The 5,078-nt window shown below is 73.9% G+C and carries 4 protein-coding genes; 1 reads left to right on the forward strand and 3 read right to left on the reverse strand.

Translation table 11 applies throughout. From position 1 onward, the window contains the following. The coding region (locus tag RIF68_RS26940; protein WP_309053894.1) for a Beta-galactosidase C-terminal domain at positions 1–440 on the forward strand (440 nt) is incomplete at its 5' end. A gap of 434 nt (positions 441–874) precedes the next feature. On the opposite strand, the gene RIF68_RS26945 is transcribed toward RIF68_RS26940, so the two are convergent. From RIF68_RS26945 to RIF68_RS26955, 3 genes are all read right to left on the reverse strand, one after another. Beyond that, a complete protein-coding gene (locus RIF68_RS26945; protein ID WP_309053895.1) occupies positions 875–1,879 on the reverse strand; it encodes a LacI family DNA-binding transcriptional regulator in 1,005 nt (334 codons plus the stop codon). Between the two features lie 170 nt (positions 1,880–2,049). Then, a complete protein-coding gene (locus RIF68_RS26950; protein WP_309053896.1) occupies positions 2,050–3,564 on the reverse strand; it encodes a glycoside hydrolase family 43 protein in 1,515 nt (504 codons plus the stop codon). A 53-nt stretch (positions 3,565–3,617) separates the two neighbouring features. Then, positions 3,618–5,078: alpha-galactosidase (locus RIF68_RS26955; RefSeq protein ID WP_309053897.1), on the reverse strand; the 1,461-nt coding region annotated here is incomplete at its 5' end.

Raw genomic sequence — 5,078 nt, forward strand, 5'->3', positions numbered from 1 at the left:
GCACCCTGCACGAGTGGTGGCCCCTGGACGCGGGGGAGTCCGTCGCCTGCGAGGGCTTCAGGGGGTCCCTGTGGTCCGAGGAGCTGGAGGCCGACGGTTCCGCCGACGAGACCGTGCCGTACCGGGGGGGCGAACTCGACGGACTGCCCGCCGTCCTGCGCAAGGGCCGGGCCTGGTACGTCTCCACGCTCCCGGAGCCGGAAGCGCTGCGCGACCTGCTGGCCCGGATCGCCTCCGCCGCCGGCGTCCGGCCGGTGCTCGACGGCCTCCCCGAGCAGGTCGAGGCCGTCCGCCGGGGCGAGGTGCTGTTCGTGCTCAACCACGGCCGCGAGCCGGTGACCGTCGAGGTGCCCGGCACTCACCGCGACCTCCTCACGGGGACGTCCGTCACCGACCGGGTCGCCCTCGGCCGCTACGGCGTGGCGGTGCTCCGGCCGTGACCGCCGCCGACGGGCTCGTCCACGGCACCGGGGAACCACCCCGGCCGCCCGCCGTGAGGACGGCTCTCCGAGCGGCGACGGCCCGCCCTCCCGGCGCCCTCGTGCCCGCTGATCCGAACGCGGAGCGGGGCGTCGTCACCTTCGCACGGGGGCCGGCCGAGCGGTGACGGCGCTCACCGGCGGCCACCCCGGCCGGCCGCCGCGCTCCCCGTGCTCCCGGCCCGCCGCCTGGAGCGCGGAGCGCCCACCGACTGCCCCGACGGGATGGCGGCCCGGCTGCGAGGCCCCGGCTGCTCCGCCACGGACGCCCTCGGCCCCCGTCCCGCAGGAACGGGGGCCGGGGGCCGGCGGTGCGCCGGTCACGGTCGCACCACCCGTACGGCGTACCGCCCCTGTACGTCGTACTGCCCCCGTACGGCGCGCCGGTCCACGCGTCAGGGGGCCGCCCCGCTGCTCGCCCGCACCGTCAACTCCGGTGCGATGAGGGAGACCTCGTCGGTGCCGCGACCGTCGATCTTGGCGACCAGATGCTCCACCGCCTGCCGGCCCATCTCCTGTGCGGGGATGGAGACCGACGTCAGGGGCACCGAGGCCTGGACAGCCACCTGCTCCGGGCAGATCGCGACCACCGACACGTCCTCGGGGACGGCGCGGCCCTGCCGGCGCAGCAGGGCGAGCAAGGGCTCGACCGCCTGCTCGTTCTGCACGACGAGCCCGGAGGTGCCCGGGCGCTCGTCGAGGATGCGGGTGAGGGTGGCGGCGATCGCGTCGTAGCCGCCGCCGCAGGGCCGGTGCAACACTCCGACGCCCAACTCCCGTGCGCGGGAACGGAGCCCGTCGACCGTGCGCTCGGCGAACCCGGTGTGCCGTTCGTAGACCGCCGGGGCCTCGCCGATGACGGCGATGTCACGATGGCCGAGCATCGCCAGGTGCTCCACGCACAACGCGCCGGTCGCCCTGAAGTCGAGGTCGACGCAGGTCAGTCCTGAGGTGTCGGCGGGCAGTCCGATCAGCACGGAAGGCTGGTCGGCGCCGCGCAGCAACGGCAGCCGCTCGTCGTCGAGTTCGACGTCCATGAGGATCATCGCGTCGGCGAGCCCACTGCCGATGACACGGCGGACGGCCTCGGGACCCTCCTCGCCGGTCAGCAGCAGCACGTCGTACCCGTGCGCCCGGGCCGTCGTGGCGACCGCGATGGCGATCTCCATCATCACCGGCACATACATGTCGGTGCGCAGGGGAACCATCAGCGCGATGATGTTCGACCTGCTGCTGGCCAGCGCCCGCGCGCCCGCGTTCGGGTGGTATCCCAGCTCGCGGATGCTCTGCTCGACCTGCAGCCGGGTGGCCGCGGAGATGGGCCGCTTGCCGCTGAGGACATAGCTCACCGTGCTCGCCGACACTCCGGCGTGCCGGGCGACCTCGGCAAGGGTTACCATCCAGCTCTCCCAGCCTTGTGAAGCGCTTCGATCAGGTGAGCGCACCGCTCCTGCGTGACATGTACGCCGACCCTATCTCCGGCGCAGTGGCTTGTCCATCCTTGTTGAAGCGCTTCAATGCCCTCCACGGATCCGCTCGCGGTTCGGGTCGGCAGCGGGAGGCCGGCCGTTCAGCGGTCGAGGGGCTCGTAGTCGAACCAGTCGAAGCGGACGGTGCCTTCCGCGGCGTACATGCCGATGACCCGGCCCGTGAAGCCGCCGGCGACCTCGGTCGACAGGTAGCGGCCGTCGAGGGTCGCGAGTTCCGTGCGCGCGCCGTCGGGCCGCTCGACACCGAGGGAGACGACGTCGGGCCCTGTGCGCGGCCCGTACGGACTCGGCGGTTCCGTGATCGTGACGGAGAGGATCACCGGCCCGGCGGGCACGGACCGCACCGCCACCACCGTGCGCAGGGAGCCGACGCGCGCGATGACCCGGACCTCCGTGCCGGACACCTCGATCGCGTAGTGGTGCCGCTCGTCGAGCCGGACGGCGAGGCCGCCGCGCCCCTCGGAGGGATCGACCAGGGTGCGCGCCCGGCACGCCAGGTGCTGCTGGCGCCGGCCGGTGAACACCACGTCGGGCTCGTCCAGGGAGCTTCCCCGCGCGCGGAGGGTCAGCCAGCCGGGGCGCTCCTGCGTGGTGCAGAGTTCGGCCGGCCGGTCGCGCAGGGAGATCCAGGACGGTCGCAGTTCGGCGAGGTCGAAGTCGTCCCGCCGCTCCTCGACGGGGCCGGGCGAGAGCGGCCACGGGAGCTCGGGCAGGTCCAGGGCCACCTCGCCGACGACCGGCCAATCGTCCACCCAGGTCACGGGGGCCAGGAAGGTCTCCCGGCCGAGCACGTGCCAGCCCGGCGTGCCGCCGCCGGGCCGGACGCCGAGCAGCACCATCCACCAGGAGCCGTCGGGGCCTTGAACCAGGTCGGCGTGCCCCGTGTTCTGCACGGGATGGTCGGTGCCGCGGTGGGTGAGGATCGGGTTGGCCGGGCACGGCTCGAACGGGCCGGCAGGCGAGGGGCCGCGGGCGATCGAGACACCGTGGCCGCGCTCGGTGCCGCCCTCGGCGATGAGGAGGTACCAGTAGGCGCCGATCCGGTACAGGTGCGGCGCCTCCGGGGCCTTGGCGCCGGGCCCACCCGACCAGAGCCGGTGCGGTGTTCCGTACGTCTGCCCGGTCGACGGGTCGAGACGGACCTGCGAGACCCCGGCGACCGTGCACCAGCAGGTGCCGTCGTCCTCCCACGCCAGGTCGGGATCGATGCCGGGGACGCCCGGCGCCCGGATGGGGTCCGACCAGGGGCCGGCGGGGTCGGTGGCCGTGACGATCAGGTTGCCGCCGCCCTCGCTGCAGTTGGTGACGATCAGCCAGAAGCGGCCGTCGTGGTGGCGCAGGGTGGGGGCGTAGATCCCGCCGGAGGACGGCATGGAGGTGGGCAGCCGCAACTGGGCCGGCCGGTCCAGGGCGTTGCCGATCTGCGTCCAGTGCACCAGGTCGCGGCTGTGGAAGAGGGGTACGCCGGGGAAGTACTCGAAGCTGGAGCAGGCCAGGTAGTAGTCGTCGCCGACGCGGCAGACGCTGGGGTCGGGGTGGAAGCCGGGGATCACGGGGTTGGTGAAGCGCTGGTCCGGTCGGCGCAGTGGTGGCACCCGGGAGGTCCTCTCGTCGGTTCGTGAGGGAGTCGTGGCGTGACGGGGATGGTTCAGGGAGCGCCGGGGGTCGTGGGGGTGATGCGGAGCAGGACGGCGGACGGCGCGGTGGGCAGGGTCAGGCTCAGCTCGGCCGTGCCGGGCAGCCAGGTGGAGGCGGCCCGACCGGTCGAGGGGTGGAGCAGGTCGACACGGGCGGCCGTGTCCCGCAGGTGGGGCAGGTGCAGCGTCGCCGTGGCGTCGGTTCCCGGGCGGCGCCAGGCCGTGAGGTATGTGGTGGCGGGCGTGCGCATGGCCAGGGCGATCCAGGGGGCGTCCCAGGCGGGGAGGCCCAGGGGCCAGGACGGCAGGGCGTGCGGCAGGTCGGCGCGGATGGCCTTGTACACCGCTACCGCCTCGTGGACCAGGGCGCGGGCCTCCGGGGCGAGTTCGGGAAGGCGGCCGGAGAGATGGATCCGGCCGAGCAGCGCGTTGGTCATGGTGAAGGCCACCTCGTCGAGGGAGTCCTCCGGTCGGGGGTACGCCCAGACGGCGCCCTGTTCGGGGGTGACGGCGGTGGGCGCGGAGGCCGCGATGGGCGCGTAGAGGTGGAGGTTCTGCTGGTCGCTGGTGGACTGCAGCTGCAGCCGGGAGAGGATGGCGTCGTCCCAGCGCATGCCGCCGGAGGCGCAGTTCTCCACCACCAGGTGCGGGTGGCGGTCGAGGACGCCGTCGAGCCAGTCGAGGTGCGCCCGGTTGTGACCGAGCAGGCCGTCGCCCGGGGTCTCGCCGGGGTGGGCGCTGGTACCGGAGCCGGGGTCGATGTTGTGGTCGAGTTTGAGGTAGCCGACGCCCCACTCGCCGACCAGGCGGTCCACGACCCGGTCCAGATGGGCACGGGCGGCCGGGTGGCGCAGGTCCAGGTGGTGCCGGCCGGTCTCCGTGACGCGGGCGCCGTCGCGGCGGAAGAACGCCTCGTCGGGCAGGGAGGTGGCCATGGGGCTGTGGACGCCGATGACTTCCGGTTCCAGCCACAGGCCGGGGACCATGCCGCGTCGGCGGATGTGGTCCAGTACCTCGTGGATCCCCTTCTCGCCGGGGAAGCGCGAGGCGGCCGGCTCCCAGGCACCGACGCTGGTCCACCAGCCACCGTCACCGTCGTCGTACCAGCCCGCGTCGATGACGAAGTGCTCGGCGCCGGCCTCGGCCGCCGCGTCGATCAGAGGCAGCAGCTTGTCGGTGGTGGGGTCGCCCATCAGGCAGTTCATGTAGTCGTTGAAGATGACGGGCAGGCGCTGGTGGTCGGTATGAGGGCGGCGCCGGGCGCGGCGGTAGCGGGTCAGCGCGGCGAACGCGGAGTCGGGGCCGCCGTCGGCGCCGAAGGCCAGCGCGGCGGGTACGGTACGGAAGGCGGCGCCGGGCTCCAGGGCGTGCCGCCAGCCGTGGTGGGTGGCGGTGGGCCCGAACAGGGCGGCGTAGGCGGCTCCTTCGTGCTCCTGGCACTCCCAGCGCCAACCTCCGCCGTTGTGCTCGAC

The sequence above is a fragment of the Streptomyces sp. genome, from assembly GCF_031178505.1.
Taxonomy (GTDB): domain Bacteria; phylum Actinomycetota; class Actinomycetes; order Streptomycetales; family Streptomycetaceae; genus Streptomyces; species Streptomyces gulbargensis.